Raw genomic sequence first — 23591 nt, forward strand, 5'->3', positions numbered from 1 at the left:
AAGCCCCGGGACGGTTATTGCGGTAATAGTTCGGCGCAGCGCTGTTGCAGGAAGCGGTGCAGCACCTTGACCCGTTCCGACACTTGCAGCCGGTGCGGGCACATCAAATTGAACGGCGTGGGTTCGCCCTGCCAGTCGGTCAGTAACGGCACCAGGCGCCCGGCCTTGATATCCCGGGCCACATCCAACTGGGCTTTATAAGCGATGCCATGGCCGGCCAACGCCCAGCGCCGCACGATCTCGCCGTCATCGCTCAGGTAATCACCGCCGACCTCGACTTCCTGGAGCAGGGCGCCCTGGCGAAAGTACCAGGTGTTATTCGCGCGGCCCTGGCGCATGTAGCGCAGCGTGCTGTGTTGCGCCAGGTCCTGGGGCGTGCGGGGCGTGCCGTGGCGTGCCAGGTAGTCGGGGCTGGCGCAGGGCACCCGTTGATGGCCAGGCACTATCGGCAGCGCCACCAGGCTGGAGTCCCGGGGCACGCCAAAACGCAGGGCGATGTCCACGGTTTCGCGGAACAGGTCGGCATTGCTGTCGTTAAGCAGCAACTGAAGACGCACGTTCGGGTGTTCGAGCTTGAACTCATCCAGCCAGCCCAGCAGCACGTTGCGCCCGAAGTCCGAGGGCGCGGCCAATTGCAGCAAACCACTCAGGCTCTGACCTTGCTGCTTGATCGCCAATTCGCCTTCCGACAACGCCTCCAGGGCCACACGCACGCTGTCGAGGTAGCGCCGGCCTTCTTCGGTCAGGCGCATGCTGCGGGTGGAGCGCGCCAGCAGGCGAATGCCCAGGCGGGTTTCCAGGCGCTTGAGGGCAATGCTGGCGGCGGCCGGGGTCAGGCTTAAACTGCGGGCCGCCGCTGACAGGCTGCCGGTGTCGGCGGTGCGCACGAAGACTTCAAGGTCGAGGATTGAGCTCATCTGTAAAAATCCTTTAAAGATCTTGTCGTTTTACCGGGATTTTTCGACGATTGCCAAGCTGGGAAGATGAACGCTCATTTTCTCACCCAGGTATTTCTCCATGACTTCTCCCCTTAACGGCAAAACCATCATCGTCATCGGCGGTAGCAGCGGCATCGGTGCTGCCGTGGCCAAGCAAGCCGTGGCACGCGGCGCCCAAGTGGTGCTGGCCGGACGGCGCTTGTCTTCAGCCGTGGAGAACGGTGTGCGCAGCGAGCAGGTGGACGTGACTGACGCCGCCTCGTTGCAGCGCCTGTTTGAAACAGTGGGGCGTTTTGACCATCTGGTTTACACCGCAGGCCCTGCGGTGCAGGCCAAGACGTTGATCGAGACTGATCTTAACCTGGCGCAAGATAACTACAACGTGAAGCTCTGGGGTTCGCTGCGGGCGATCCAGGCGGCGCTGCCATTTCTCGGCGAGCACGGCAGCATCACATTGACCTCGGGCCAACTGGGTCGTCGAGCGGTGGCGGGGCAGTTCATCAAGACCGGGATCAATGCCGCGACTGAAGCCCTGGGCAAGCAGTTGGCCAAGGAGCTGGCACCACGCCGTGTGAACGTGATCAGCCCGGGGGTGATCGACACCGAGGCGTATGCCGGGTTGTCCGAAGAGCAGCGCCTGGCGATGTTTGCCAAGGCCGGCGGCGCGTTGCCGGTGGGGCGAGTAGGGCAGGCCGAAGAAGTGGCCGCCGGGTATGTGCTGGCGATGGAGAACGGGTTTATCACCGGTAGCGTGATTGATGTCGACGGCGGCGGGCTGCTCTAAGCGTATTTTGTCGTGCAAACAAAACAGGTCCCGCTTTCAGGTGGGACCTGCGTCACTTGCACCATCGTTGATGACCCGCTTGCGCTTAATAACGCGGTGCCGGAACCGGTTGTGGCGGGTAGTAGTAGCCTGGAGGCGGCGGCGCCTGATAGTAGACCGGCGGCGGTTGCTGGATGTACACCGGCTGCGGTTGGACGTAAACCGGTTGTTGCACGTAGACCGGAGGCTGGGAGTTGGCAACCACTGAGCCCACTACAAGACCGCCGACCACCGCACCCAGCAGGGCGGGACCGCCCCAGCCCCAACCACCATGGTAACCACCGTGACCCCATCCATAGCCGTACCCACCACGGGCTTCTGCTTGCCCTGCCATGGCGAGGGTAGCAATCAGCACGAGTGCTACTTTCATTTTTGAGAGTCGACTGATCATGACAAGTCCTCTACCTATGCATCGAACCGGTTTTAATCATATTCCCGGGCATACGTTTCAGACAGTGCTTTTTGACGGAATGACGCGGGGTCAGAGTAAAGGTTAGGTAAGGTTTGTAGCCTGTTTGTTACCTGGCTCTGGCGTTGAAGTTAATACGGGTGTCCGGCGGTGTTTTGACTATAAAAACACCGGCGCCGTCATGGAGGTCGACGGTGCCGGTTTGCCCTGATGTCAGGCCTTGAGTGTCCGCGTCATCCGCAGCGCCAGCACACTGCCCGCGACGATCACCGCCGCCAGCAAGTACAGCGCCAGGTCCGTAGACCCGGTGGCATCCTTCACAAACCCGACGATATACGGGCTCAGGAAGCCGGCCATCTGGCCCATGGAGTTGATCAGCGCCAGGCCACCCGCCGCAGCGCCGGCGCTGAGCATGGCGGTAGGCACGGGCCAGAACATCGGCAGGCCGGTGAGGGCGCCCATGGTGGCGATGGTCAGGCCGAGAATCGCAATCGCCGGTGTGGTCGCAAAGTTCACCGCAATCACCAGCCCGATCGCGCCCATCAGCATCGGCACCACCAGGTGCCAGCGACGCTCTTTGCGCAAGTCGGCAGAGCGGCCCACCAGCAGCATGAACACCGCCGCCAGCAGGTAGGGGATTGCACTCAGCCAGCCAATCACCAGGTTATCGCTGAAGCCCATGTTCTTGATGATCGACGGCAGCCAGAAGTTGATGGCGTACACGCCGCTCTGGATGCAGAAGTAGATCAGGCCGAACGCCCAGATGGCCGGGTTCTTGAACACTTCCAGCAGTGAGTCGCTGGTGGTTTTCGGCTTGTTCGCGAGGTCGGTGGCCTGGTCGGCTTCCAGTACCGCACGCTCATGGGGTGTGAGCCACTTGGCGTTGGCAAAGCTGTCGCTGAGCAGGAAGTAGGCGAGGGCGCCGAGGATCACCGTCGGGATGCCTTGCAGCAGGAACATCCACTGCCAACCCGCAAGCCCGCCCTGGCCGGCAGCGAAGTGGTTGAGGATCCAGCCGGAGAACGGGCTGCCCAGCAAGCCGGACACCGGGATCGCCGACATGAACAGCGCCATGATCCGCCCACGGCGGAAGGTCGGGAACCACTGCGAGAGGTACAGCACCACGCCCGGGAAGAACCCGGCTTCGGCGGCACCGGTCAGCAGGCGCAAGCCGTAGAAATGCGTGGGTGTGGTGACGAACAGCAGGCAGGTGGACAGTGCGCCCCAAACGATCATCATCAGGGCAATCCAGCGCCGTGGACCAAACCGGGTCAGCGCCAGGTTGCTCGGTACGCCGCACAGCACGTAGCCGATAAAGAAGATCCCGGCACCGAGGCCGTACACGGTCTCGCTGAATTTCAGGTCGTCGAGCATCTGCAACTTGGCAAAGCCGACGTTGACGCGGTCGAGGTAGTTGAACAGGTAGCAGATGAAAATGAAGGGGATCAGGCGCAGGGTAATGCGCTTGTATACGGCGTTTTTATCGTCATCGGTGGCCTGGGTGACAGCGGCGCTCTGTGACATGGCAGTCTCTCTTTATTATGATTTTTCGCGATGCGAGGGTAACGTTGATCGCCTAATGAGTCTCGGCCACCTCAAGGGGTGATGTCTTTGTGCTCGCGCACAGTCAGGCATGGTTTGCGCTGTGCCGATGAACAACCGGTTTTTTCAGGAATTTAGCCCCATGTTCGAGCTGGATCATGACCTGGCGCAGGATATCGTCAATCGCACCATGGCGATTCTGCCCTATAACGTCAATGTCATGGACAGCCAGGGCCTGATTCTGGGCAGTGGCGAACCCGAGCGTATCAACACCCGCCATGAAGGTGCGCAGTTGGTGCTGGCGAATGTGCGGGTGGTGGAGATTGACAGCCAGACCGCCAAGCACCTCAAGGGCGTGCAGCCCGGGATCAACCTGCCGCTGCTGCACGACCAGCGCCTGATCGGCGTGCTGGGCATTACCGGCGAGCCCGAACTGCTGCGTACGTATGCCCAACTGGTGCGCATGACCGCCGAAATGCTGGTGAGCCAGCGCCACCAGCAAGCCGAGCAACAATGGCGCCGCCAGCGTTGCGATGATCTGTTGGCGCTGCTGCTGGCCGAGAGCGGCGACTCCCCGCGCCTGGTGGACGAAGCGCAACAACTGGGCCTCAAGCCGCAACTGGCGCGCACGCCGTACCTGTTTGAACTGGGCAGCGGCCAGTCGGCCGAGGCGTTGAACGCCTGGCTGACGTCGCGCTACCCGGACAGTTGGTGCGTCAGCTCCGCGCAGTTTTCGCTGTTGTGGTGCCGGCCGGCGTCGGTCCCTGTCGACAACCCGCGCCTGCTGGAAAAACTCGACGCTCTTGGCTGGAACATCCTGCGGGTTGCGGTCGGCGGGCAGGCGGATGGCCTGGCGGGGCTGCGCCGTTGCTACCGGCGCGTCGGCGACCTGCTTGCCTATGGCCGCGACGTGCTGCCCGAGTCGCGGCTGTTGACCCTCAACCGCTACCGCCTGCCGGTGATGCTTTGGCGCCACCGCAACGACGACGCCCTCGACGAATTGCTTAACCCGCTGCGCAAGGTGCTGGCCAAGGACAGCAATGGCCAGTTATTGGCGACGCTGCGCAGTTGGTGTGACCACGACGGCCAAAGCCAGGCCTGCGCCGACGCCCTGGGTATCCACCGCAACAGCCTGCGCTACCGCATGGAGCGCATCGCCGAGCTGAGCGGCGTCGACCCGCTGACCCTGGACGGCATGCTCGCGTTGTACCTCGGCGTGCAGCTATTGCCCCAGGCTTTGTCGAAATGAACAACAAACCCCAGCCACTCTTGTGCAATGGACCGGCGTTATTGCGTGTGCCAACTGGCAGCATGGGCGTTATAAAAACCGGAGAAAGCCCATGAAAATCATCATCGCCCCCGACTCGTTCAAGGACAGCCTGAGTGCCGAAGGCGTGGCAACTGCCATCGCCGAGGGCTTGGCCACGGTGTGGCCCGACGCCGAGCTGATCCGGTGCCCGATGGCGGACGGGGGTGAAGGTACGGTGGAGTCGGTGCTCGCGGCCTGCCAGGGCGAGTTGCGCACGACCCGCGTGCAAGGCCCGTTGGGCGCCAGCGTCGACGCCCATTGGGGCTGGTTGGCCGAGAGCCACACCGCAATCATCGAAATGGCCGAAGCCAGTGGCTTGCAACTCGTGCCGCCGGGTAAGCGGGATGCCTGTTCCAGCAGCACGTTTGGCACCGGTGAACTGATCCGCGCCGCCCTGGATGCCGGCGCTCAACGCGTGATTTTGGCGATTGGCGGCAGCGCCACCAACGACGGCGGTGCCGGGGCGATGCTTGCCCTGGGTGTGCAGTTGTTTGATGCCGAAGGTGCAGCACTGCCCCTGGGTGGCCTGGCCCTTGCCCAGCTGTCACGCATCAGCCTCGAACAACTGGACCCGCGACTGGCCCAGGTGCGCTTCGAAATCGCCGCCGACGTGAACAACCCGCTGTGCGGTCCCCACGGCGCCTCGGCGATTTTCGGCCCGCAAAAAGGTGCCAATCCCCAGCAAGTCGAACAACTGGATGCCGCCCTCGGCCATTTCGCCGATCACTGCGCGAAGGTATTGCCCAAAGACGTGCGCGATGAACCCGGAAGCGGCGCCGCCGGTGGTTTGGGCTTCGCCGCCAAGGCGTTCCTGGGCGCGCAGTTTTGCGCCGGGGTTGAAGTGGTGGCCGAACTGGTGGGCCTCGAAAACGCCGTGCGTGGCGCCGACCTGGTCATCACTGGCGAAGGCCGTTTCGACGCCCAGACCCTGCGGGGCAAAACCCCGTTTGGCGTGGCGCGGATTGCCAAACAGCACAACGTGCCGGTGATCGTGATCGCCGGCACGTTGGGTGAGGGTTATGAGCAGATGTACGCCCACGGTGTGGATGCTGCATTCGCCTTGCCGTCCGGCCCGACTACCCTGGAGCAGGCCTGCAGCGAGGCGCCGCGGTTGTTGCGCGAGCGTGCCTCGGACATTGCCCGGGTGTGGCGATTGGCGGCTCCGGCGGTTTAAGCCTCAAAGCCCTGCGCCAGTTGCTCGATCCACTGGCGCTGAAAGCCCAGCAGCGCCGCCTTCGGTTGCTGCAGTTGGACAAACTCCAGCATCGGGTCTTCCACCGCCGTGCGCACGCCGGCCAATTCCTCCAGCGCCGCCAGCCCACAAAACGGTACGTAGGCCTCGCTGTAGCCGCCTTCATGCACCAGCACCAGGCGGCCCTGGCATAGCCTCTCGGCAGCCTCACGCACTGCGCGGGTCATCAGGCGGAACGACTCGCTGTGCAGCAGCATCCGCGCCAGCGGGTCGACGGCGTTGGCGTCGTAACCACAGGCGACGATGATCAGTTCGGGCTCGAATCGCTCCAGGGCCGGCACCACGATGCGTTCCATCGCATGCAGGTACGCCGCGTGGCCGCTGCCGGGTGGCAACGGGATATTGATATTCGCCCCCAGGCCCGCGCCGTGGCCACGGTCCTGTTCACCGCTGTAACCCGGCGGATAGCAACCGTCCTGGTGCAGGGAGATCGTCAATACATCGCCGCGTGCTTCGAAGATGGACTGGGTACCGTTGCCATGGTGCACATCCCAATCGATCACCGCGACCTTGCCCAGCCCACGGCGCGCCTTGGCCGCCTCGATGGCGATGGCGATGTTTGCCAGGAAGCAAAAGCCCATGGCGCCGTCCGCCAGGCAGTGATGCCCCGGTGGCCGCGACAGCGAGTAGGCATTCCCGACGTGCCCGCTCAGCACCGCGTCCACCGCAGCGATGGTCAACCCGGCGGAGAGTTTGGCGATCTCGTAGCTGCCTGGGCCAATCGGCGCCTGGGGCCCCAGCTCGCCGCCGCCGGCATCGCTCAGGGCCTTGAAGCGTTGCAGGTAGTCGGCGCCGTGTACTCGCCGCAAATCCTCCTCCGTGGCCGGGGCGGCACTGTGCTGTTGCAGGTGACGGCTCAGCCCGGACACGTCCAGCAGGCTTTTCAAACGCCGCTTGGTCTCCGGTGACTCGGCATGCCCGGTGCCGGCAGGCGGCTGCACCCAACCGCCCACCGGCAAGGTCAGGGCGTGGGGGCCGGCGCTGTGCCAGAGGCTTAGTTCATCAAAGAAAAACGCAGTGGATCGGTTCATCAGAGTCTCCAGTTCAGCGGGTTAAAACAGCGTCAGGCGGGGTGCGGCTGCCGAGCATCAGCGCTAGGGACAACAAGGTGACGGCGGCGCCGCCCACCAGTAGCGAGGTAAACCCGCCGCTGGTTTCGATCAGCCGCCCGGCAATCGCCGGCCCGATGGCCAGGCCGGCGCCGATCACCAGGTTGGAGGTGTTCATCAGCTTGCCGCTGCGGTCGAGGTCAGCCAGGCAGGCGAGAATCAGCGGCAGGATGAAGGTCCAGGTGAACTTGAACAGCAGCGCCGCCAGGGTGAAGCGCATCAGCGTCGGCATACCGGTCAGCAACAGCACGGCACCCGCCATCAGGGCGTAGCCGGCCAGCAACAGCAGCAGGCGCGGCAGCCGCGTGCCAATCACCGAAGCGCAACCAGCGCCGACGATTCCCATCACCGTGGCCAGGGCCAGCACTTCACCGCTGTGTTGTGCGGAGATCCCAGCGCCGCTGCCGATGGCGCCGATAAAGGTCCAGACACCGCCGAGGCTGATATAGAAAGTCAGGATCCCGGCGATGCCCAGCGCAGCCTTCACCCGGGAGCCCGGCAATGGCGCGGCATCGGTTGGCTGGCGCGGCGGGCTGCCGGATGGAAAGCAGCGGGCCAGGGGCAGCAGCAGCGTCATCAACCCCGCGAGAATCAAGTAGCAGGCGCCGAGCCCATAGCGCGCAAATAACCCGGGCAACACCCCGAGGCCGATGGCGCCGACCACCAGTTGCCCCATCACCCACAAACCGTAGATCCGGCTGGGGTTGGCGGTGGCTGCCGCGCTGGCCAGGCAGATGATCATCAACGAACCGCCCGCCAGGGCACTCATAAAGCGCAAGGCAAGCAAGGTGGCGTAGGTGTCGGCGAGCATCGACAGCAGGTTGGCGGCAATGAACGCAATGGCGGCCACCAGTGCTGCCAGGCGCCAGTCCACCCGCTTGAGCCACCAGAAGGCGGGCAGGGTGGCCAGGCTCATCGCCCCCAGCTCGGTGGAGAACAGGTCGCCGATGTGTGACGGGCTCAGTTGCCATTGGCTGGCCAGTTGCGCGGCCACCGCCGGTGCGGTCATCAGGATGGTCGGGGTGATGGCGGCGAACAGGATGATCGCCGCCAGCAAGGGCCAGGAACGCGCCGAAAAGCCGGCGGTTGCAGCGTGGGTCTGAGTGTTCATGGGCAAGCTCCGGGAAAGTGATTCAGAACACATGGACCAACCGCAGCAGGGCGTCGGTGCCCGCGTAGCCGTTGGACGCCGCGATGTTTTGCGAAAGGCTGAACATCAGTTGGTTCTGCCGGTCGAGCCAGTGCCCCACCTCGAAACCCACTTGGGTGTAACGCTTGTGGGTGTCGTCGATGCGCTGGTCGTTGATGCGCAGTGCGCCCCCATCGGCGTGGATCAAGCGCAATGCGCCATAGGTGGCGGGCGTGAAGTCGTAGGAGGCGAAGGCTTGCAGGCGGTACAGCGGGTCTTGCTTGAGGTCGCTGCCGAAATAGTCGTCATTGGTGCCGTACAGCTGGGCTTCGAGGTTGGCTTCCAGCACCCATTTCTCGCCAATGCCCTGGGTGTAGTTGTAAACGAAGGTTGCGCCCCAGCGATTGGCACCGGGAGACACGTCGGGGTTTTTGCTGTGGTACTCGCCCACCGGCACGGTGATCAGGCTCAACAGCCCGCTGTAGGTGCGCGAGGCCGGGTCATTGATGAAAAACAGCGTGCCGCCGACCTGCGGATCACCAAAGCCGCTCTCGCCGGTGTGCTGGCTGGCGCCGGGCAAGCGTGCGTTGATGTCGGCGAAGGGCAGGATAAATTGCGGGGTGCACAGCGTGCCGCAGATGTCAGTGAAAAACACCTGGCGGTACGCCACGGCGTTGACCTTCAGGTCGGCCTTGCCCGTAGTGTCGGCCGGGCCGTGGAAATCATCGTAGCGTGAGGCGGGCAAGTACAGCACGCCGAGGCTGGTGCCGGACGGCGCGCCGAAAAAATCCCGGGCGTTGAGGTCGGCAGCCTGGCTGTCGAGGCTCAGCAGGGTGCCGCCCAGCAGCATGGCCAGGTGACGCAAGGTAGGGTGATTCATCGCAAGGCATCTCTTATGGACTGTTATGGGTGGCAGCGGAAAATGGGCAAAGGGCGCCCGTGGCCGTCAAAACGACAGCGCAAAAAAGCAACGAATAGAGGGCTGAGATCAGTCGGGCGGGGCGTGCAGCAAGTGCGCGATGCGCGCTTTGTCCTTGACCCCAAGCTTGCTGTAGATGGCGCGGATGTGATGGCGCACGGTGTTCGGCGACAGGCCCAGGTCGCGGGCGACTTCCTTGTAGGTCTTGCCTTCGCCAAAGCCCTGGGCCACGTCGTTCTCCCGCGGGCTCAGTTGGGGCAGGGCGCGGTTGATGCGCGCCGCCAACAGAAACTGGTCACCCACGGCCGAGGCCTCGATGTGGATGTGCTTGCCCTCATGCCCGCGCTCATCCAACGGCAGCGGCAGGGCGGGACCGCTCCATTGCGGCCACTCACTGAGCAACAGGTCGACAAACCCGCGTTCGGCACACTGCAACACCCCGCGCTGGTCGCACACCGCCAGGGCCAGGTTGCGCGGGCTGGTGAGGGTTTCGCGCATGGCCACGAGGGTTCGGATCTGATTCGCCGAAACCGACGCCACCAAGTGCAGCATCAGGTTATTCAGCAGTTGGCAGTCGTCCTGGTTGTAGTGGGGCGCGCCGGGCTTGCGGTACAGGCTCAAGTGGTCGCTGAGGCGGGTTTGCGGGTCGACGTGAATCACGCACAACAACTCGCCAATGCCATGGCGCTGCCCCAACCAGTTCTGGCCCGGGCCGTTGGCGGGGTCGAGCATGTCGACAATCACCGCCTGGCCGGGCGCCTCGTGCACCAGCCCGACCGTCACGTCTACATGGCGGATCGATTGCCAGTCGGCCAGGTACGTGGCCGGCAGGTGATGCAGGTAGCTGCTGTGTTCTTCCGGCAGGCCATCGATGATCGCCGCACGGCCCCACCAGGCGCTGTCGAAGGGCAATAACTGACTGATACGCGTCAGGGCATGGCCGTGAAATTGTTCAATGTCCTGGTGTTGGGCCAGGCGTTGCAGATCAAGCGTCAGGGTGCTGAAAGCCTGTAACAGGCCAGGAGGATCAAGACGGCTCATGGGCGTTCCTCTGTGGGACTTTTTTATTGTTTTAGTCACAGGGTTTTAAGGCCGAAACGGTGCAGGGCCTGGGTGAAGTATCGGCGCTGCGAGGGGCGATCGCTATCCTACAGATGCACGATGTGCGGCAGGATTTATGCTCGCCAAAAAACCGGTCTGCCGCCTACACTGGTCGGCCACGTGTTTTTCACAGGATGAAACACCATGCACACACCTGAACCCAAGATCGTTATCACGCGCTTTACCGAGGCCCATCTTGACGGCGTCACTGCGCTCTACAACGACCCGGCCGTCTGCCGTCAGGTGCTGCAAATGCCTTTCCAGTCGGTCGAGGCGTGGCGCAAACGCCTGGTGCAGGACAACGAACGGCGGCTACAGCTGGTGGCGTTGCATGCGGGCGAGGTCATCGGTCAACTCGGTTTGGAACAGTATCTGCGCGTGCGCCAAAGCCACGCCGGCTCATTCGGCATGGGCGTGGCTACGGCCTGGCAGGGCAAGGGCGTGGGCTCCCGGCTGTTGAGCGCGGCGCTGGAGGTGGCGGATAACTGGATGAACCTGCACCGGGTGGAACTGACGGTGTACGCCGACAACGAAGCCGCCCACCGCCTGTACCACAAGTTCGGCTTCGAGACCGAAGGCCGGCTGCGGGATTACGCCGTACGTGACGGCGCATTCGTCGACACCCTGACCATGGCGCGCATCCGCAAGCCTGCCTAGTCGTCCTGCAAGGCAAACGCCACCGCAGCCTGCGCATGCAGCTCGGTGGTGTCCAGCAAGGGCAGGTCACTGTGCTGTGGCTTGATCAACAGGCTGATTTCCGTGCAGCCAAGAATGATGGCCTGGGCGCCCCGCGCCGCCAGGGACTCGATCACCCGTTGGTACACCTCGCGCGATGCGTCGCTGATTACCCCGACACACAACTCCTCATAGATGATCCGGTGCACGGCCCGGCGCTCGTCGGCGTCCGGCACCAGCACGGTCAGCCCCTGGGCCGCCAGCCGCGATTTGAGAAATTCCTGCTCCATGGTAAACGCGGTGCCGAGCAGCCCCACGGTCAGGGTGCCGGCCTCGACCGCTGCGGCGCCGGCGGCGTCTGCAATATGCAGAAACGGTATGGACACCGCCGCTTCAATGCGCGGCGCCACCCGGTGCATGGTGTTGGTACACAGCACAATGCATTCGGCGCCACCGGCTTGCAGGCGACGGGCGGCATCTTCCAGGATCAGCGCGGCGTCGTCCCAGCGCCCGGCGTGCTGGGCCTGCTCCACGGGGCCGAAGTCGACGCTGTACATCAACAGTTGTGCCGAGCGCAGCGGCCCGAGCTGGTCGCGCACGCGCTGGTTGATGATGCGGTAATACTCGGCGCTGGACTCCCAGCTCATGCCGCCGATAAGGCCGATGGTGCGCATGCAAAACTCCTGAAATGGACGGGCGGGGGTCCCACCTTACCCGCGCGCTGCGCTTTAGTCATACGCCCGTGTGCGGCATCTGCCATGATCAAGGCTCGTAACATGGGTCACCCAAGGAACACGGCAATGGACGATGTACAACAATTGGGCGAGATGCTGCGTCATTACGCCGACAGCGAAGCCCACAAGAAACAGCAGTTCGACGTGCAGTCGGCCCATTGGGCGCAGAAGATCGGCGAGCTGTTCGGTCAGATCGAGCAGTGGCTGGAGCCGGTGAAGACTGTCGGTTTGCTGGAAGTGCAGCGCGAAGCGTATGTGGCTTCCGGCCCGAGCGTGCCGGTGGAGACCTCCACCTTTAAAACCGAGAAACTGACCATCCATATCGCCGGCAAACCCGTGGAGTTCGTGCCGGATGTAATGGGCGCCGGCGGCCTGATTTCACTGTCGGTGATGGGTTTGACCGCCGCCCGCTACGGCAGCATTTCCCTGGTGTTGCTGCCGGGGAAAAACGACTGGCTGTGGAAGAAAACCAATGGCCTGAAAGACCCGGACACCTTCGGCTTCGATGCCAACTTCCTGGCCTTGCAGTTGCAGAGCCTGATACCCCGCGAACGCGGGTGAGTCATGGCTTCTGTGGGAGCTGGCTTGCCTGCGATAGCATCACCGCGGTGTTTCATAAGCACCGAGTGGCCCGCATCGCAGGCAAGCCAGCTCCCACATTGATCGTATTCCTTTCTCAGATATCGACATTGCCCCAACCCGGCTTTACCTCTTCAGGCGCCACCGCGTTGACCCGCTTGCCCGTAGCCAACTCCACCCGCCGCGCCACTTCCGGGTCGTCGGCGAACGGAATCAGGCTGGCCTCATCCAGGCTCTCCCTCGACTCACCCCGCAAGCAATACTCCACCGCACCATACAGGCCGATCACCGCCGCCAGGTTCAGCACGGTCTCCCACATCAGGCGATCTGCGCGTCAAGCTGCGCTACCTTCAAGTCCGCCACCCGCACCGTGCGCCAGGTGTTGTACGCCATCAGCAACATGCCGCTGAGGAAAAACACCCCGCCGACAAAGCGCACCACAAACCCCGGATGGCTGGCCTGCAAGGCTTCCACAAAGGAGTAGGTGAGGGTGCCGTCATCGTTCACCGCCCGCCACATCAGGCCCTGGGTGATGCCGTTGACCCACATCGAGGCGATGTACAGCACCGTGCCAATGGTCGCCAGCCAGAAGTGCATATTGATCAGCCCCACGCTGTGCATCTGCGTGCGCCCGAAAACCTTCGGGATCATGTGGTACAGCGAGCCAAACGTGATCATCGCCACCCAGCCCAGCGCGCCGGCGTGGACGTGGCCGATGGTCCAGTCGGTGTAGTGGGAGAGGGCGTTGACGGTCTTGATCGCCATCATCGGCCCTTCAAACGTCGACATCCCGTAGAACGCCAGCGACAGCACCAGGAAGCGCAGGATCGGGTCAGTGCGCAATTTATGCCAGCCCCCCGAGAGCGTCATCATGCCGTTGATCATCCCGCCCCAGCTGGGCGCCAGCAGGATCAGCGACATGGCCATGCCCAGCGACTGTGCCCAGTCCGGTAGCGCGGTGTAGTGCAAGTGGTGCGGGCCGGCCCAGATATACAGGGTGATCAACGCCCAAAAGTGCACGATGGACAAGCGATAGGAATACACCGGCCGCCCGACTTGCTTGGGCACGAAGTAGTACATCATCCCCAGAAAGCCGGTGGTCAGGAAGAAACCCACGGCGTTGTGCCCGTACCACCACTGCACCATGGCGTCGGTGGCCCCGGAATACACCGGGTAAGACTTGAACCAGTCCACCGGGATCGACAGGTGATTGACCACGTGCAGCATCGCGATCACCACGATGAACGCACCAAAGAACCAGTTGCCGACGTAGATGTGCTGGGTCTTGCGCTGCACCACGGTGGTGAAAAACACGATCGCATAGGCGACCCACACCACGGTCATCCACACGGCGCCGCTGAACTCGATCTCGGCGTATTCCTTGGTGGTGGTGTAGCCCAGCGGCAGGCTGACCAACATGATCACGATCACCGATTGCCAGCCCCAGAATGTGAAGGCGGCGAGCTTGTCCGAGTACAGCCGTACCTGGCAGGTGCGCTGTACTGCGTAGTAGCTGGCGGCGAATTGCGCGCTGCCGGCAAAGCCGAAGATCACAAGGCTGGTGTGCAGCGGGCGCAGGCGCCCGAAGGTGGTCCAGGGCAGGTCGAGGTTCATCTCGGGCCAGACCAGTTGCGAGGCGATCCACACGCCCATGGCCATGCCGACCACGCCCCAAACGATGGTTGCAATGACGAATTGACGCACGACCTTGTAGTTGTAGGCCTGTGCGGTTAGTGGTGGTTGCATGCTTAGTCCTCCCAGGGTTCCAAGTGGGCGGCACTTTAGGAAGGATGGGGGGAACAATACAGACTCAGGCCCAGGTCATTAATACGGATCAGCCACTAACCTGCATTTTTCGCACGTTACCCCCGTCAATAAATCGTTTGTCCAACCCCCGCCCAATGACAAAACTGCAAGTCACTCGCAAAACAACAACGATTGGGCAAAAACCACATGCAAATCGAGCGCAACTATTTCAACGGCCAGTTTGCCGAACCTGCCAGCACCACCCAGATCGCGGTCTACAACCCCGCGACCGAGGCCCAGGTAGGCCAGGTCTGCGCCGCCACCCCTGAAGAAGCCACCGCTGCCGTCAACGCCGCCGCTACCGCACAAAAAACCTGGGGCAAACTCACCAGCATCCAGCGTGCCGAGCACTTGCGGGCTTTCGCCGACGCCCTCGAAACCTGCGCTGAAAGCATAGGCAAGGCGCTGGCCAGCGAGTCCGGTAAAAGCCTCGACGACGCCAGCAACGAAGCGCGGTACGCCGCACAGATCACCCGCTATCACGCCGAATGGGCGCGCCGCATTGAAGGCGAGATCATCCCCAGCGACACCCCGGACGAAAACCTGTTCCTGCAACGCGAGCCCATTGGCGTCGTGGCCTGCCTGATTCCGTTCAACTACCCGGTCTACACCCTGTTGCGCAAAATCGCTCCGGCGCTGATTGCCGGCAACACCGTGGTGGTGCGCCCGAGCAACAACACCCCGTTGTCCGCCTTTGAAATCGCCCGCGCCGTTTCGCTGTCGGGCATGCCGGCCGGTGTGATCAACATCCTGACCATGGACCACGCCACCGCCGCCACGCTGTGCACCCACAAGGCCGTGGGCCTGATCACCCTGACCGGCAGCGTCAACGCCGGGCGCATCGTGCTCGATTACTGCAAGGCCAACATCGCCAAGCCGTCCCTGGAACTGGGCGGCAAGACCCCGGCGATCATCGAGGCCGACGCCGACCTGGAAAAGGCCGCCAGCGACATCATCGCTTCCAAGACCACCCACTGCGGCCAGCTGTGCACGGCGGTGGAGCGGGTGTATGTGCAGGAAAGCGTCTACGACCAATTCCTGGCCTTGCTCAAGACCAAGATCAGCGCTGTCAAATTCGGTGACCGCTCCACAGATGCCGGCCTGATGGGCCCGCTGGTCAACGCCAGCTCCCGGCAGAATATTCACGCCATGGTCGAGCGCGCCATTGCCGACGGTGCTGTACTGGAAACAGGCGGCGTACTCCCCGAAGGCCCGGGCCATTTCTACCCGCCGACCCTGCTCAGCGGCTGCCGCCAGGACATGGAAATCATCCAGGAAGAAATCTTCGGCCCGGTGCTGCCGGTGCTCAAGTACCGCGACATCGACGAAGCCCTGGCCCTGGCCAACGACCACCAGTTCGGCCTGTCGTCGGTGCTCTACACCGAGAACTACCGCACGGCCATGAAAGTCGCCAATGCCATTGAGGCTGGCGAGTTGTACGTCAATCGCACCCCGGCGGACCCTTACCAGGGTTTCCACGCCGGCTGGAAACGCTCAGGGCTGGGCGGCGATGACGGCAAGCACGGGATGCTTGAGTTCACCCAGACCCGTTTGGTGGTCATGAAGTACTGAGTCACCGACCACCGGCTTTACCTCAATAAAAACAATTATCGGGGCACCTGCACAGTGGGTGCCCGAGGTCTACAAGATGTCCAAGCCTGCACCCGTTGCCCAGGGTTTCGATGCCGTGTCCGCGGCCAAAAGCGACAAAGCCAGTCGCTACTTCCAATTGATGTTGCTGGTGCTGGCCGCCGGGGCGATCTACCCGATCCTCTACCTGCGCCAGGTCTACCAGACCACCATGCTCGACGTGTTCCAGATCAACCACAGCCAGTTGGGTTATCTGTATTCAATGCTCGGTACGATCTTCCTGCTCAGCTACCTGCCCAGTGGCTGGTTGGCCGATCGGCTGCCACCGCGTTTCCTGATCTTTTTCTCGCTGGTGGCCACCGGTGCGCTGGGTATCTGGTACTCCACCGTGCCGTCCATGACGGGCCTGATGATTATCTTCGGCTGCTGGGGCCTGACCACCGGCCTGACCTTCTGGGCCTCGGTGCTCAAGCGGGTAAAAATGATCGCCCACCAGAGCGAGCAAGGCCGGTTCTTCGGCATCCTCGACGGCGGCCGTGGCCTGGTGGAGGCCTTGCTGGCCACCGTGGCCCTGGGGTTGTTCGCCTATGCCACCGAAACCCGCAGCCAAACCGCGGCTGAAGGTTTCAAGCACGTGGTGTACCTGTATTCCTTCGTGTGTATCGCCATCGGTTGCGTGCTGGTGCTGCTCAAAGACCCCAAATCCATGGCCGAAACCGCCGCCGTGGAGAAGGGCAAGTTCAACCTGATCGCCGACCTCACCACCCTGGTGAAAATCCCCGAGCTGTGGCTGGTGACCGCCATTGTGTTCTGCGGTTATCACATGTTCTGGGCCACTTACAGCTTCTCTGACTACCTGCAAGGCAGCGGCATGACCGCCGTGATGGCCGGCACCATCACCACCATCAAGTTGTGGATGCGGCCTATCGGCGGGATCGGCGGCGGCTGGCTGGGGGACAAGTTTTCCAACATCTCGGTGCTGATTGTCGCGCTGGTGCTGGTGACCCTGGCGATGGTCGGCCTGATCGTGTTTCCGGCTATTGGCAGCCTCGGCTTGCTGATCGGCACGGTGATCTTTATCGGCCTGATGACTTACGCCATTCGCGGCCTGTACTGGGCGATCCTCGACAGCTGCAACATCCCGCTGCGCATCACCGGCTTGGCCATCGGCATCGTCTCGGTGGTGGGTTACCTGCCGGACACCTTTATCCCGCTGATCAATGGCTACCTCACCGATAAGTACCCGGGGCAGGTCGGCTACAACCTGTACTTCGGCTACATCGCCTTTGTCGGCGTGCTCGGGACCCTCGCGGCCCTGACCTTGCGCGCCCGGATCAACCGTAAAAAATTCAACCAGACAGGTGCCTGAGATGAAAATCGTCGCCCTCGAAACCCATATTGTCGCCGTACCGCCACCCCACATCGGCGGCATGTACTGGCTGTTCGTCAAACTGAAAACCGACTGCGGCATAGAAGGCGTGGGTGAAATCTACGCCGCCACCTTCGGCCCCAAGGCCATGCTGCCGATCATCGAGGACGTGTTCGAGCGCTACCTGCTCAACCACGACCCGCACCACATCGAGCGCTTCTTCCGCCAGGCCTACTCCAGCGGTTTCACCCAGCGCCCCGACCTGACCATGATGGGCGTGGTCAGCGGCCTGGAAATGGCCTGCTGGGACATCATCGGCAAGGCCGCCAACAAACCGGTCTACGAGTTGCTGGGGGGCAAGGTCAACGAGCGCCTGCGCTCCTACACCTACCTGTACCCGGTCAACAGCCAGGGCGAGTACGACTACGACGACCCGGACCTGGCCGCCGAGTGCGCGGTTGAAAACATGAACAAGGGCTTCACCGCGGTCAAGTTCGACCCGGCAGGCCCGTACACCGCGTACTCCGGCCACCAGATTTCCCTGGAAGTGCTGGAGCGCTGCGAAACCTTTTGCCGCAAGATCCGCGAAGCGGTGGGGGACAAGTGCGACCTGCTGTTCGGCACCCACGGGCAGATGGTGCCGTCATCGGCGATCCGCCTGGCCAAGCGCCTGGAAAAATACGACCCGCTGTGGTTCGAAGAGCCGGTGCCACCGGGCCAGGAAGACGCCATGGCCCAGGTCGCGGCCAAGACCACCATCCCCATCGCCACCGGCGAGCGGCTGACCACCAAGTACGAGTTCTTCAAACTCTTGCAGGCCGGCGGTGCATCGATCCTGCAAATGAACGTGGCCCGCTGTGGCGGCCTGCTGGAAGCCAAGAAGATCGCGAGCATGGCCGAGGCCTACTACGCGCAAATCGCCCCGCATTTGTACAACGGCCCGATTGGCGCGGCGGCGAGTTTCCAACTGGCGACCTGCACGCCGAACTTCCTGATCCAGGAAAGCATCATGACCTGGGGCGGCTTCCACGCCGAAGTGCTGACCAAGCCGCTGCAATGGGAGGACGGCTACATCATCCCGTCCACCGAGCCGGGCCTTGGGGTGGAGCTGAACATGGACGTGGTGCGCAAGCACACGCCGTACACCGGCGAACGCCTGCACCTGCAAATGGCGCCCACGCCGGCTGATGTGAAAGACACTTCGCCCGCCAAGGGCTAAAAAAAACGACTGATGCGGTAACCGTGAATGACATATGACTACATCATCGCCGGCGCCGGCGCCGCAGGTTGCGTCCTCGCCAACCGACTGTCCGCTTCGGGCGAACACTCCGTGTTGCTGCTGGAAGCCGGCGGCAAGGACAGCTCCTGGTGGTTCAAGATCCCGGTCGGGTTTGCCAAGATGTATTACAACCCGACGTTCAACTGGATGTACTACAGCCAGCCGCAAAAACAGCTGGCCGACCGCGCCATCTACGCCCCGCGCGGTAAAGTGCAGGGCGGCTCCGGCTCGATCAACGCCATGATCTACGTGCGCGGCCAAGCCCATGACTTCAATGACTGGGCGGCCAACGGCAACGACGGCTGGGGTTTCCAGGACGTGCTGCCGTACTTCCGCAAACTGGAAAATCACCCCCTGGGCGACACCGAATACCACGGCAGCAGCGGCCCCATCAGCATCACCCCGATGAAGGGCCAGACCCACGCGATCTGCGACGTATTCCTCAAGGGCTGCGAACAGTTGGGCTATGGCCTGAGCGATGACTTCAACGGGCCGAACTTCGAAGGTGCGGGCCTCTACGACGTCAACACCCGCAACGGCGAGCGCAGCTCCAGCAGTTTTGCCCACCTGCACCCGGCGTTGGGGCGACCGAACCTCACCGTGGAATTGCATGCCCTGGTAGACCGCGTGCTGTTCGACGATCAACAGCGGGCCACCGGCATCAGCGTGACCCAGCACGGCGTGGTCCGTACCTTCAGCGCGCGCAAGGAAGTGATCCTGTGCGCGGGCGCGGTGGATACGCCGAAGATCCTGCAACTGTCGGGTGTGGCGGACAAGCAACTGCTCGCCGAACACAACATCCCGCTGGTCAAGGACCTGCCGGCGGTGGGGCAGAACCTGCAGGACCACCTGTGTGCCAGCTATTACTACAAGGCCAATATCCCGACCCTGAACGACCAGCTCAGCTCGCTGTTCGGCCAGTTCAAACTCGGCCTTAAATACCTGCTGACCCGCAAGGGCGCGCTGGCCATGAGCGTCAACCAGGCCGGTGGGTTCTTTCGCGGCAACGCTGAACAGGCGCATCCCAACCTGCAGCTGTACTTCAACCCGTTGTCGTACCAGATCCCGAAAAACAACAAGGCCAGCCTCAAGCCCGAGCCGTATTCAGGCTTTTTGCTGTGCTTCAACCCGTGCCGGCCCACCAGCCGCGGGACGATCCGCATCGCTTCAAAAAACCCACGGGATGCGGCCTTGATCGACCCCAACTACCTGAGCACCCAGAAGGACATCGACGAGGTGATCCAGGGCAGCCGGCTGATGCGCACGATCATGCAGGCCCCGGCGCTCAAGGGCGTGACCGTGGCGGAGGTATTGCCGGGGGCGGCGGTGCAAACCGACGAAGAGATGCTGCAGTACTTCCGCGAGAACAGCGGCTCGATCTATCACCTGTGCGGGTCGTGTGCCATGGGCTCTGACCCGTTGATGTCGGTGGTGGACAAGCGCCTGAAGGTGCATGGGATGCAAGGGTTGCGGATTGTCGATGCGTCGATTTTCCCCAACGTGACCTCGGGCAATACCCATGCAGCGGTGTTGATGGTGGCGGAGAAGGGCGCGGACCTTATCCTGCAGGATGCCTGAACCGATCGTTCCCACGCTCTGCGTGGGAATGCATCCTGTGACGCTACGCGTCACGACGTCACGAACGGACGCGGAGCGTCCAGGGTGGCATTCCCACGCAGAGCGTGGGAACGATCATAGAGAGGCGGTGTTTTGCCACTGAGCAACCGTTTCGGCATTAATACTCACCCCACCACACACAATCACCACCACATCCTCAACCCCGGCGATCGCTCCATGTTCCAGATACGCCACGGCCAACGAAACCCCGCACGCCGGCTCCACCAACTGCCGTAAATCATCGGCATACCGCGCCACGCCCATCATCGCCTCGGCGTCACTCAGCACCACGCACTGATGGGCAAACTGGCCGATATGTGCAACCGGCCACGCCGCCACCTGGGTCGCCGCCAACGACTTGGCCACGGTATCGATCTTCGCCAGCCGCACCGGCTTTCCAGCCTCCACAGCGGCCGCAAACGACGCCGCGCCTGCCGTTTCGCAGGCAATCACCTTGCAGTCAAACCGCCCATGGCGTTCCAGCCCTGTCAGCACCCCGGCGAGCAATCCACCGCCGCCCACGGAGGTCACGATGGCGCCCACCTGCGGGCAATCCTCAAGAATCTCATCGATCATGCGGCTGTGACCTTCCCACAACAGCGGGTGATCAAACGCCGGTACATACAACGCGTCCGGCGCTGCGGAGAGTTGCAACGCCAGTTCGTTGGATTGATCCCACAGATCACCGTGCACCACCACCTCGGCGCCCGCCTGGCGGATGCGCGCACGGGTGGCTTCGGGGGTGGTGGTCGGCACCACGATCCGCGCCTGCAACCCCAGGCCTCTTGCTGCAAAAGCCGTGGCCAACCCGGCATTGCCGCCGGACGGGCACACCACCGTGGTCTTGCCCTGGCTCGCCGCGTAGGCACAGAGCGTGGTCATCCCGCGCAATTTGAACGAGCCGCAGGGTTGCAGGTTCTCAAGCTTCAGCCAGATGCGCCGGGCAGGGGTAGAGAGGCCGGGGTGCAGGATCAACGGGGTGCGGATGGGCAGCATTGCGCAACTTCCTTATTGGGTGGGCTGCCATCCTACCTCAGTGGGTGGCCGCCGCCAGCGGTTCGGCCGGTGTCTGGCGGCGCGTCAGATGGCTGATGCCCATGATGATCAGCGGGGTAAACAAGGCGATGTACGCGTTGTCGATGCCCCACGGATTACCGGCGAGGAACCAGCCCACGGTCGCCAGCAACGAGGCAATGATGCTCAGGAACGCCCCGGCGGCGGTGCCGAATTTCGGCGCATAGAACACCATCAATACCAGCACCGCCAGGGACGCGCGCAGCGCCTTGCCGAGAAAGGCGATCATCAACACCTTGTCTGAGGTCAGCGCCAGGGCAATCGGCAACAGGCCGACGGCAATGGTCGCCAGGCGCACGAAGCGCAGGGACTTGGCGTCGCTTTTTTCCGGGTTGAACCACGGCTCGTAGAAATCCCGCAGCAACAACGTTGCCGAGCCCATGCTCACCGCCGAGATGGTGCCGAACAGTGAGCCGGCAAGGCCCGCCACCACCAGCCCGGCGGTCAGTTGGTCCATGCTGGCGATCAGGGTCGGGAAGGCTTGCAGGGAGTCGACGTTGGGGAACAACACCGCGCTGCACATCCCGATCAATGCCGCGCCGATGCCGAACGGCACCATCAGCACCGCCACGTAGAAACAGGCACGCTGGGCCTTGCCCGCATGACTGACGGTGTTCACCGCCTGGATCACGTATTGGGTGGAAAAGATCGAACCGATCCCGGCAATCATCCAGGCGATGATCTGGCCCCAGCCGACGGTGGTCCAGTCAAACATGCTGGCCGGCAATTGCGCCTGCAACTGGCCGATGCCGCCCACTTGCTTCAGGCCAAACCACAGTGCGAGGCCCACGCCCAGGTACTTCAAGGCGGCGTGGACGAAGTTGGTGTAAATCACCGAACGCATGCCGCCGATGCTCACGTAGGCCACCGAGACCACCCCCACGATCACGATCGCCAAGGTTCGGTCCACCTGCATCACACTGGCCAACACCGCGCCGCCGCTGGCGTAGATCGACACGGCGACGATCTCCAGGGCAAAGATGGTGATGATCGACGTGGCGAAACGGGTGCGCTGGCCGTAGTTGCGCGCCAGCACGCCGGAGATGGTGTTGTCGCCCAGGTCCTTGTATTTGCGCGCCAGCAGCCAGGCGAAGAGGACGAAGCCGAGGGCCAGGGCGAACAGGTTCCAGGCGGCGGAGATGCCCACTTTGAAACCGGTCTGGGCGGTGCCGATGCTGACTGCGGTGCCGATAAATTCCGAGAGCATCAGGAAGCCGATCAGGAACGCCGGAAAATGCCCGCCGCCGGTGGTGTAGTTGTTGGCGCTGCGGGAATGGCGGCGGACGCCGTAGCTGATCAGTGCCAGGCTCAGCATGTAAATGCCGGTGATGGACAGCACGATCCAGGAGGAGTGGGTGGGCATTTTTTATACTCTTTAGGTATTTTTGTAATTGTGTGTAGTTTCCTCTGCTGGTTTTGCTTTCGTCTAATATCGAGCGAGTATGGGTTGATACCAGTTAGGTATTGTTGTGGCCGCTTCACTGACTTTGGTGGAGGGGCATGCTAGGTTTCGGGCTTCTCTTGATCTCCAGAGGTTTGACCCTTGATCCGACTCTGTGACTACATCCAGGACTTTTCCCGTTCTCCCTTGCAACCGTGGAGCGATCTGGCGCCCTGGGACCTGGTGACCCAGGCGCCGGTGATTGTTCGCCAGTTGCTGAGCCAGCTGGATCCCCAGGCTTACGAGATTCGTGAGGAGGTGGCCGTGCACCGGACGGCAATCGTGGAACCGGGTGCGGTGCTCAAGGGGCCGCTGATCGTGGGGGCCCATTGTTTTATCGCTGCCGGTGCTTACTTGCGGGGAGGGTGTTGGGTGGATGAGCATTGCATCTTCGGGCCAGGGGCTGAGCTCAAGACCTCGTTTGTGTTCAGTGGGAGTAAGTTGGCGCACTTTAACTTTGTAGGGGATTCGGTGTTGGGGCGGGGGGTTAATCTGGAGGCTGGCAGCATCGTCGCCAACTACCGCAACGAGCGGGCTGACAAGGAGGTCCGGGTGCGTATTGAGGGGCGTTTGCGGGGGACCGGGTGTGACAAGTTTGGTGGGCTTCTGGGGGATCAGTCGCGGGTGGGGGCCAATGGGGTGTTGGCACCGGGCGCGGTGCTTGCGGCTGGGAGCGTGGTCAGGCGAGGGGAGGTTTTTGATTGTGAGGGGTAGGGGGGGCCTGGGCCTGTGTTCATATCCGTTGCTGCGGTAACGGCGGTTTTGGCTGTGTACATATCCATTCCTGCGGTAACGGCCACTTAGGGTTCCGCTCTTACAGCGGGTCACTTTTGGCAAACGCCCTGTACGGACCGGACACATGGTGGACACATGTGCGGGGACATGGTTGACACATT

22 protein-coding genes are annotated in these 23591 nt (G+C 62.7%); 10 read left to right on the plus strand and 12 right to left on the minus strand.

Annotated features, from left to right (window positions below):
* Positions 1-14: 14 nt before the first annotated feature.
* Positions 15-917: a LysR family transcriptional regulator gene (locus HX855_RS28425; RefSeq protein ID WP_177084037.1), complete on the minus strand. Its 903-nt coding sequence runs from the start codon at positions 915-917 to the stop codon at positions 15-17.
* Positions 918-1017: 100 nt separating this feature from the next.
* Between HX855_RS28425 and HX855_RS28430 the strand changes: the two genes are divergently transcribed.
* Positions 1018-1722: an SDR family oxidoreductase gene (locus HX855_RS28430; RefSeq protein ID WP_177084039.1), complete on the plus strand. Its 705-nt coding sequence runs from the start codon at positions 1018-1020 to the stop codon at positions 1720-1722.
* Between the two features lie 85 nt (positions 1723-1807).
* On the opposite strand, the gene HX855_RS28435 is transcribed toward HX855_RS28430, so the two are convergent.
* Positions 1808-2131 carry a hypothetical protein gene (locus HX855_RS28435; protein WP_177084041.1) on the minus strand — a complete coding sequence of 108 codons (324 nt, stop codon included), beginning with the start codon at positions 2129-2131 and terminating at the stop codon, positions 1808-1810.
* A gap of 252 nt (positions 2132-2383) precedes the next feature.
* On the minus strand, positions 2384-3694 hold the full coding sequence (locus HX855_RS28440) for an MFS transporter (protein ID WP_177084043.1): 1311 nt from the start codon (positions 3692-3694) through the stop codon (positions 2384-2386).
* Between the two features lie 160 nt (positions 3695-3854).
* Between HX855_RS28440 and HX855_RS28445 the strand changes: the two genes are divergently transcribed.
* The gene (locus HX855_RS28445) at positions 3855-4961 is read left to right on the plus strand and encodes a sugar diacid recognition domain-containing protein (protein WP_177084045.1); all 1107 of its coding nucleotides are present in this window, start codon (positions 3855-3857) and stop codon (positions 4959-4961) included.
* Between the two features lie 91 nt (positions 4962-5052).
* Entirely contained in the window at positions 5053-6195 is a 1143-nt protein-coding gene (locus tag HX855_RS28450) for a glycerate kinase (RefSeq protein ID WP_177084047.1), read from the plus strand.
* Here HX855_RS28450 and HX855_RS28455 read toward each other — a convergent pair.
* From HX855_RS28455 to HX855_RS28470, 4 genes are all read right to left on the minus strand, one after another.
* Positions 6192-7304, minus strand: coding sequence for a class II histone deacetylase (locus HX855_RS28455; protein WP_177084049.1), 1113 nt, complete (start codon positions 7302-7304; stop codon positions 6192-6194). The two genes, HX855_RS28450 and HX855_RS28455, sit on opposite strands and share 4 nt — an antisense overlap.
* 13 nt (positions 7305-7317) lie before the next feature.
* The gene (locus HX855_RS28460; RefSeq protein WP_177084051.1) at positions 7318-8493 is read right to left on the minus strand and encodes an MFS transporter; all 1176 of its coding nucleotides are present in this window, start codon (positions 8491-8493) and stop codon (positions 7318-7320) included.
* 22 nt (positions 8494-8515) lie between these two features.
* Positions 8516-9391: a transporter gene (locus tag HX855_RS28465; RefSeq protein ID WP_177084053.1), complete on the minus strand. Its 876-nt coding sequence runs from the start codon at positions 9389-9391 to the stop codon at positions 8516-8518.
* Positions 9392-9499: 108 nt separating this feature from the next.
* Positions 9500-10471: a helix-turn-helix transcriptional regulator gene (locus tag HX855_RS28470; protein WP_177084055.1), complete on the minus strand. Its 972-nt coding sequence runs from the start codon at positions 10469-10471 to the stop codon at positions 9500-9502.
* 204 nt (positions 10472-10675) lie between these two features.
* Between HX855_RS28470 and HX855_RS28475 the strand changes: the two genes are divergently transcribed.
* Complete coding sequence (locus HX855_RS28475) at positions 10676-11188, plus strand: GNAT family N-acetyltransferase (RefSeq protein WP_177084057.1); 513 nt, start codon at positions 10676-10678, stop codon at positions 11186-11188.
* Here HX855_RS28475 and HX855_RS28480 read toward each other — a convergent pair.
* Positions 11185-11880 (minus strand): aspartate/glutamate racemase family protein, encoded by a 696-nt coding sequence (locus tag HX855_RS28480; RefSeq protein ID WP_177084059.1) that lies wholly within the window; start codon positions 11878-11880, stop codon positions 11185-11187. The two genes, HX855_RS28475 and HX855_RS28480, sit on opposite strands and share 4 nt — an antisense overlap.
* 126 nt (positions 11881-12006) lie before the next feature.
* Here HX855_RS28480 and HX855_RS28485 point away from each other — a divergent pair, with 126 nt between their 5' ends.
* The gene (locus HX855_RS28485; protein ID WP_010171343.1) at positions 12007-12501 is read left to right on the plus strand and encodes a hypothetical protein; all 495 of its coding nucleotides are present in this window, start codon (positions 12007-12009) and stop codon (positions 12499-12501) included.
* A gap of 115 nt (positions 12502-12616) precedes the next feature.
* Here HX855_RS28485 and HX855_RS28490 read toward each other — a convergent pair whose 3' ends face one another.
* Positions 12617-12838: a cbb3-type cytochrome c oxidase subunit 3 gene (locus tag HX855_RS28490; RefSeq protein WP_177084061.1), complete on the minus strand. Its 222-nt coding sequence runs from the start codon at positions 12836-12838 to the stop codon at positions 12617-12619.
* Positions 12838-14265 (minus strand): cytochrome-c oxidase, cbb3-type subunit I, encoded by a 1428-nt coding sequence (gene ccoN, locus HX855_RS28495; protein ID WP_177084063.1) that lies wholly within the window; start codon positions 14263-14265, stop codon positions 12838-12840. Before ccoN ends, HX855_RS28490 begins: the two co-directional genes overlap by 1 nt.
* Before the next feature lie 207 nt (positions 14266-14472).
* Between ccoN and aldA the strand changes: the two genes are divergently transcribed.
* The 4 genes from aldA (at position 14473) to HX855_RS28515 (ending at position 20141) form a co-directional block, all read left to right on the plus strand.
* Entirely contained in the window at positions 14473-15897 is a 1425-nt protein-coding gene (aldA, locus tag HX855_RS28500) for an aldehyde dehydrogenase (protein WP_177084065.1), read from the plus strand.
* Positions 15898-15973: 76 nt separating this feature from the next.
* Positions 15974-17284, plus strand: a complete 1311-nt coding sequence (locus HX855_RS28505; protein WP_177084067.1) for a nitrate/nitrite transporter — start codon at positions 15974-15976, stop codon at positions 17282-17284.
* Position 17285: 1 nt separating this feature from the next.
* A complete protein-coding gene (locus HX855_RS28510) occupies positions 17286-18503 on the plus strand; it encodes a mandelate racemase/muconate lactonizing enzyme family protein (RefSeq protein WP_177084069.1) in 1218 nt (405 codons plus the stop codon).
* Between the two features lie 27 nt (positions 18504-18530).
* On the plus strand, positions 18531-20141 hold the full coding sequence (locus tag HX855_RS28515) for a GMC family oxidoreductase (protein ID WP_177084071.1): 1611 nt from the start codon (positions 18531-18533) through the stop codon (positions 20139-20141).
* Positions 20142-20255: 114 nt separating this feature from the next.
* Here the strand turns inward: HX855_RS28515 and HX855_RS28520 are convergent, their stop codons facing one another.
* Both HX855_RS28520 and HX855_RS28525 read right to left on the minus strand, forming a co-directional pair.
* Positions 20256-21176, minus strand: coding sequence for a pyridoxal-phosphate dependent enzyme (locus tag HX855_RS28520; protein ID WP_177084073.1), 921 nt, complete (start codon positions 21174-21176; stop codon positions 20256-20258).
* Positions 21177-21213: 37 nt separating this feature from the next.
* Positions 21214-22617 (minus strand): sodium:solute symporter family protein, encoded by a 1404-nt coding sequence (locus HX855_RS28525; RefSeq protein WP_177084075.1) that lies wholly within the window; start codon positions 22615-22617, stop codon positions 21214-21216.
* A 180-nt stretch (positions 22618-22797) separates the two neighbouring features.
* Between HX855_RS28525 and HX855_RS28530 the strand changes: the two genes are divergently transcribed.
* Positions 22798-23409 (plus strand): LpxA family transferase, encoded by a 612-nt coding sequence (locus tag HX855_RS28530; RefSeq protein ID WP_177084077.1) that lies wholly within the window; start codon positions 22798-22800, stop codon positions 23407-23409.
* Positions 23410-23591: the final 182 nt, after the last annotated feature.

The organism is Pseudomonas sp. IPO3778 (assembly GCF_013386825.1).
In the GTDB taxonomy this organism is placed as follows: domain Bacteria; phylum Pseudomonadota; class Gammaproteobacteria; order Pseudomonadales; family Pseudomonadaceae; genus Aquipseudomonas.

Coding starts and splice junctions, on each gene's coding strand:
- HX855_RS28470 (WP_177084055.1), bottom strand. CDS start 10,471: ATGAGCCGTCTTGATCCTCCTGGCCTGTTACAGGCTTTCAGCACCCTG.
- HX855_RS28485 (WP_010171343.1), top strand. CDS start 12,007: ATGGACGATGTACAACAATTGGGCGAGATGCTGCGTCATTACGCCGAC.
- HX855_RS28520 (WP_177084073.1), bottom strand. CDS start 21,176: ATGCTGCCCATCCGCACCCCGTTGATCCTGCACCCCGGCCTCTCTACC.
- HX855_RS28465 (WP_177084053.1), bottom strand. CDS start 9,391: ATGAATCACCCTACCTTGCGTCACCTGGCCATGCTGCTGGGCGGCACC.
- HX855_RS28440 (WP_177084043.1), bottom strand. CDS start 3,694: ATGTCACAGAGCGCCGCTGTCACCCAGGCCACCGATGACGATAAAAAC.
- HX855_RS28515 (WP_177084071.1), top strand. CDS start 18,531: ATGACATATGACTACATCATCGCCGGCGCCGGCGCCGCAGGTTGCGTC.
- aldA (WP_177084065.1), top strand. CDS start 14,473: ATGCAAATCGAGCGCAACTATTTCAACGGCCAGTTTGCCGAACCTGCC.
- HX855_RS28425 (WP_177084037.1), bottom strand. CDS start 917: ATGAGCTCAATCCTCGACCTTGAAGTCTTCGTGCGCACCGCCGACACC.
- HX855_RS28510 (WP_177084069.1), top strand. CDS start 17,286: ATGAAAATCGTCGCCCTCGAAACCCATATTGTCGCCGTACCGCCACCC.
- HX855_RS28460 (WP_177084051.1), bottom strand. CDS start 8,493: ATGAACACTCAGACCCACGCTGCAACCGCCGGCTTTTCGGCGCGTTCC.
- HX855_RS28455 (WP_177084049.1), bottom strand. CDS start 7,304: ATGAACCGATCCACTGCGTTTTTCTTTGATGAACTAAGCCTCTGGCAC.
- HX855_RS28430 (WP_177084039.1), top strand. CDS start 1,018: ATGACTTCTCCCCTTAACGGCAAAACCATCATCGTCATCGGCGGTAGC.
- HX855_RS28450 (WP_177084047.1), top strand. CDS start 5,053: ATGAAAATCATCATCGCCCCCGACTCGTTCAAGGACAGCCTGAGTGCC.
- HX855_RS28435 (WP_177084041.1), bottom strand. CDS start 2,131: ATGAAAGTAGCACTCGTGCTGATTGCTACCCTCGCCATGGCAGGGCAA.
- HX855_RS28505 (WP_177084067.1), top strand. CDS start 15,974: ATGTCCAAGCCTGCACCCGTTGCCCAGGGTTTCGATGCCGTGTCCGCG.
- HX855_RS28445 (WP_177084045.1), top strand. CDS start 3,855: ATGTTCGAGCTGGATCATGACCTGGCGCAGGATATCGTCAATCGCACC.
- HX855_RS28480 (WP_177084059.1), bottom strand. CDS start 11,880: ATGCGCACCATCGGCCTTATCGGCGGCATGAGCTGGGAGTCCAGCGCC.
- HX855_RS28475 (WP_177084057.1), top strand. CDS start 10,676: ATGCACACACCTGAACCCAAGATCGTTATCACGCGCTTTACCGAGGCC.
- HX855_RS28490 (WP_177084061.1), bottom strand. CDS start 12,838: ATGTGGGAGACCGTGCTGAACCTGGCGGCGGTGATCGGCCTGTATGGT.
- HX855_RS28525 (WP_177084075.1), bottom strand. CDS start 22,617: ATGCCCACCCACTCCTCCTGGATCGTGCTGTCCATCACCGGCATTTAC.
- ccoN (WP_177084063.1), bottom strand. CDS start 14,265: ATGCAACCACCACTAACCGCACAGGCCTACAACTACAAGGTCGTGCGT.